Consider the following 4,322-nt stretch of genomic DNA (forward strand, 5'->3'; position numbering starts at 1 on the left):
GTGCTCCCACAGGGCGTCGCGCCCCTCCAGGCCCCGGGCGTCGGTCAGGGAGGCCCACAGCCGCGAGGCGTCCCGCAGCCGGCGCGGGCGCAGCTGGAGACCGATGAGCGTGGCGAACGTCTGCTCGTAGCGGCGTCGTGCGGGTCGTTCACCGCGACCAGGGTGGTGTGGGCCCGGCGGAAGCACTCGGCGGCCTCCCGGGGGGCGTCCGCCGCCAGCGCGATCTCACCGAGGATGATGCGGGCCAGGGCCGCGCCACGCGGGTAGCCGCAGCCCTCCCACACGGTGATCGCCCGGTTGAGGAGCTCCGTGGCGTCGGCGGGGCGGCCGGCCGCGCGGTGGCAGGTGCCGAGCCCGAGGAGCGCCTGCCCCTCGTCCCTGACGTCGCCCGCCTCGCGCGCGGCGTGCAGGGACTCGCGGTACCAGGTGAGGGCCTCCTCGGTGTGCCCGGCCGCGCTGAGGCCGATGGCCCCGGAGTTGAGCATCTGGCGTTCGGCCACCCGGTCTCCGGCCTGCCGGGCGGAGTCCAGGCCGATCCGGTGCGCCGCGATCCAGTCCGCGTAGTGGCGCAGGCGCAGGAACAGCGGCCACATGGCGTCCACCAGCATCCAGCTCGTGTCGTGCCAGCCCTTCTCCGCGGCCAGCCGGACGGCGCCGAGGAGCTGGGTGCGGTACGTGTCGAGCCAATCGAGCGCCCCGGTGGCGTCGTCGAAGGGCAGCGGCAGGACGGGCGGGTGGGCGTATCTCCTCGGGAGGGTGTACTGGACCGGCGTCAGCCGCTCCTGCGCCGCCGTCGCGGTGTGCAGGCACCAGTCGCAGAATCGTCTCAGCGCCTCCTCGCGGGCTTCGGCCGTCTCGTCCTCCAGGGCGCGGTCGTGGGCGTGCAGGCGTAAGAGGTCGTGCAGGCGGCAGCTGGCGGGTCCGGCGTCCTCCACGAGATTCGCCTCGACCAGTTCGTCCAGCCCGCGTTCCGCCCAGTCCGGGGACTGTCCGCAGGCGGCCGCCGCGATCATCGCGTCGAAGGTGCGCACGGGCAGCAGGCCCAGCGTGCGGTACAGGCGGGCGCCGTCCGGGCTCAGTACCGCGTACGACGCGTCCAGGGCTTTGCGCACCGAGGTCTCCCCCTCCACTCCGAGGGCGGACAGCCGGCCGCCCTCCGTGTTCCGTGCGAGCGCGTCGACGAACGCCTCGACCGACTGGCGCGGCCGGGTCGCGAGCCGCGCGGACGCCAGGCAGACGGCGAGCGGCAGGCCGCCGCACAGGTCCACCAGCTTCTGTACGGAGCGGAGTTCGCCCGCGACGCGTTCGGCGCCGATGCCGCGGGTGAGGAGTTCGACGCCGTCGTCGGGGCCGAGCGCGTCCAGCTGGTGGAAGCCGGCGCCCTGCATCCGCAGGCCGGTCAGCCGGCGCCGACTGGTGACGACCACGAGGCCGCCCGTCCCCGCCACCAGCAGGGGTCTGATCTGGGCGGCGGTGAACGCGTTGTCGAGCATGACCGCGATCCGGAGGTCGGCGGTGAGCGACCGCCACAGCGAGGCGAGTTCGGCGGCGTCGGTGGACGGGGCCCCGGCGCCCAGGGCGCGGAGGAACTGGGCCAGCACCTCCGCGGGGCCGACCGGATCGCCCTCCGAGTGCCCGCGCAGATCCGCGTACAGCTGCCCGTCGGGGAAGTCGGGGGACAGCGAGCGCAGCCATTTGGACACCAGGGTCGTCTTCCCGATTCCGGCCCGGCCGCTGACGACGATCAGCCGGGAGCCGTGGGCGTGTAACCCGTCCAAGGCGTCCAGATCGCTCCGCCGGTTGGTGAAGTGAGCCGGTACGGGGAGGAGTTGGCGTGGTGGCACGGGGCGGGCCCGTGCGGTCGACGCGGGGTGGAAATGAACGCCGCCGTGCACTTCACGGGCCTGGATCGTGGGTCCGTTCATCGTCGCGTCGCCGCTGATCTCATTCCTGTGAGGATCTCGCGCGACCGCGTTCGCGTCATTCATCCGTACGACCCCCCGGAGATCAATTGACCTTGCCCGCCCCTATTCGCGTTCTACCCCGGCGCGACTTCGAATGACCATCGGGAGCGCGCCGGATCGCGCCAAGTCCATCGAGGCTGTATGGCGGTATTCGGCGGCCGGTGTCATGCTCGTGAACCATCCATCGGAGCGGCGGGGGCGCTGGTGGAATTCCAGGTTCTGGGACCGGTAGGACTGCGGCTGAACGGGCACTGGCTGAAGCTCGGGTCGGACAAGGAACGGGTGCTGCTGGCGGCGTTCGCTCTCGACGCGGGGCGGCCGCTCGCCATCGGCGAGTTGATGAACCGGCTGTGGGACGGTGACCCTCCCGCTCGCGCGCGCGAGAACACGCACTCGTACGTCTCGCGCCTGCGCAGGTGCTTGCGGGAGGCCGGGACCGGCCCGGACGCGCCGGTCATCGACAGCGGGGCGCACACCTACACCCTGCGCACCCCGCGCGGCTCGGTGGACCGCCAGCGCTTCCAGACGTGTGTCGACGCGGCGTTCGCCGGGGCCGACGACGCCCGTACGGTCGAACTGCTGACCCGAGCCGAGGAGTTGTGGCAGGGCGACGCCCTGGCGGGGCTGCCCGGGCTCTGGGCGGAGCGGGTGCGGCGGACGCTGATGGAGTCGCGGCTGAACGCCAGCACCGCGCGCATCGCGGCCGCGCTGCGGCTGGGACGGTTCGCCGAGCAGATCGGCGAACTGACGGCCCTGGTCGAGCGCCACCCCGACGACGAGAACCTGATCGGGCTGCTGATGGTGTCCCTGTACGGCAGTGGCCGCTACGGGCAGGCGCTCCGCGTCTACCAGCGCGCCCGGCAGTCGCTGATGGCGGAGTACGGGGCGCTGCCGGGGGCCGAACTCAACCTCATCCATCAAGGGGTGCTGGAACGCAGACCGGCTCACGAGCTGCCGCACGGCGGCCCTGCGCAACGGACCGAGAGCCCGTCGCGCGGCGCGCTTCCCACACCCGGCGCGGGGGAAACGGCCGGGGCGGGGGAAGCGTCCGGGGCTGCGGACACAGCCGGTGCGGCGGACGCAGCCGGGGTGTCCGGGCCCGCAGGGCCCTCCGGGACGGCCGAGACACCCCGGGCGGCCGGGCTGGCGGAAGCGGCGAGGGTGGCCGGGGCGGCGGGGGCGACGCGATCCGCCGAGGCATCCCCGGCGGCCGGGGCCGACGCGTCCACGCCCCCCGTACCGCCGCGCCGCAATCTGCCCCAGCAGCCGCCCCTCGTCGGCCGGCGGTCCGAGTTGCGGACGCTGACGTCGGCGATCGCCGACCGGGTGGCGCGGGGCGACTCCGTCGTGACGGTGGAGGCGGTCAGCGGCATGGCCGGGGTCGGCAAGACCGCCCTGGCCGTCGCCACCGCCCAGTTGCTCGCCGACGCCTACCCGGACGGCCAGCTGTACATCGATCTGCGCGGCCATTCCCCCGCCGAGGACCCGCTCACCGCGCGGGCTGCGCTGGCCACCCTGCTCCGGCTGCTCGGCGCCCCCGCCTTCTCCATCCCGGCGGAGCTGGAGGGGCGTACCGCGCTGTGGCGGACCATGCTGGCCGGGCGCCGGGTGGTCGTCGTCCTCGACGACGCGACCGGACCCGGCCAGGTCCGGCCGCTCCTGCCGGGCGGTACGTCGTGCCTGACGATCGTCACCAGCCGCCGGCACCTGACCGGCATACCGCAGGCGCTGTCCGTCGCGCTCGACGTGCTGCCGGAGACGGACGCCGTCGAGCTGTTCCGCCGCTTCGCCGGGGAGGCACGCACCGGTGACCCCGGGCAGATCGCGCGCATCGTGCGGATGTGCGGCCTGCTCCCCCTCGCGATCGAGCTGGTGGCACACCGCTTCCGCGCCCGCCCCTCCTGGACCCTGGGCGTCCTCGCGGAGCGTCTCGCCCGGAGCCCCGAACGGCTCGCGGAGATCCACAGCGCGGATCAGGAACAGGAGATGGCCCGCGCGTTCGCCCTGTCGTACCGGGGGCTCACGGCGCAGCAGCGGACCGCGTTCCGCCTGCTCGGGCTGCACCCCGGGCCGGAGTTCACGACTCCTGCGGCGGCCGCCCTGCTGGATCTGCCGTACGACACGACGGAGCGGCTGCTGGAGGGGCTGGTGGCCTGCCATCTGCTGCGGGAGCCGGTACCGGACCGCTACCGCTACCACGACCTGCTCCGCGAGTACGCCCGCTCGCTGAGCGCGTCGGGGGACGGCGAGCGGGAGCGCCGCCGTGCGCTGGAGCGGCTGACGGACTTCTACGCCGCGACGGCCGGCCTCGCCGACCGGACGGCCTACCCGCGCCGCGTGCGGCCCGCCGCCGTGGCG

At 74.2% G+C, this 4,322-nt stretch carries 1 protein-coding gene and 2 pseudogenes; 1 reads left to right on the forward strand and 2 read right to left on the reverse strand.

What is annotated here, in order from left to right:
- Together MHW47_RS35865 and MHW47_RS32615 are read right to left on the reverse strand one after the other, a co-directional pair.
- Positions 1 to 126: pseudogene (locus tag MHW47_RS35865) on the reverse strand (zinc-dependent metalloprotease); the annotation flags it as partial.
- A 2-nt stretch (positions 127 to 128) separates the two neighbouring features.
- Positions 129 to 1,925, reverse strand: a pseudogene (locus tag MHW47_RS32615) (tetratricopeptide repeat protein); the annotation flags it as partial.
- A gap of 243 nt (positions 1,926 to 2,168) precedes the next feature.
- On the opposite strand from MHW47_RS32615, the gene MHW47_RS32620 reads away from it, so the two are divergent.
- On the forward strand, positions 2,169 to 4,322 hold a 2,154-nt coding region (locus MHW47_RS32620; RefSeq protein ID WP_239227459.1), incomplete at its 3' end, for an AfsR/SARP family transcriptional regulator.

The sequence above is a fragment of the Streptomyces sp. OfavH-34-F genome (assembly GCF_022347745.1).
Taxonomy (GTDB): domain Bacteria; phylum Actinomycetota; class Actinomycetes; order Streptomycetales; family Streptomycetaceae; genus Streptomyces.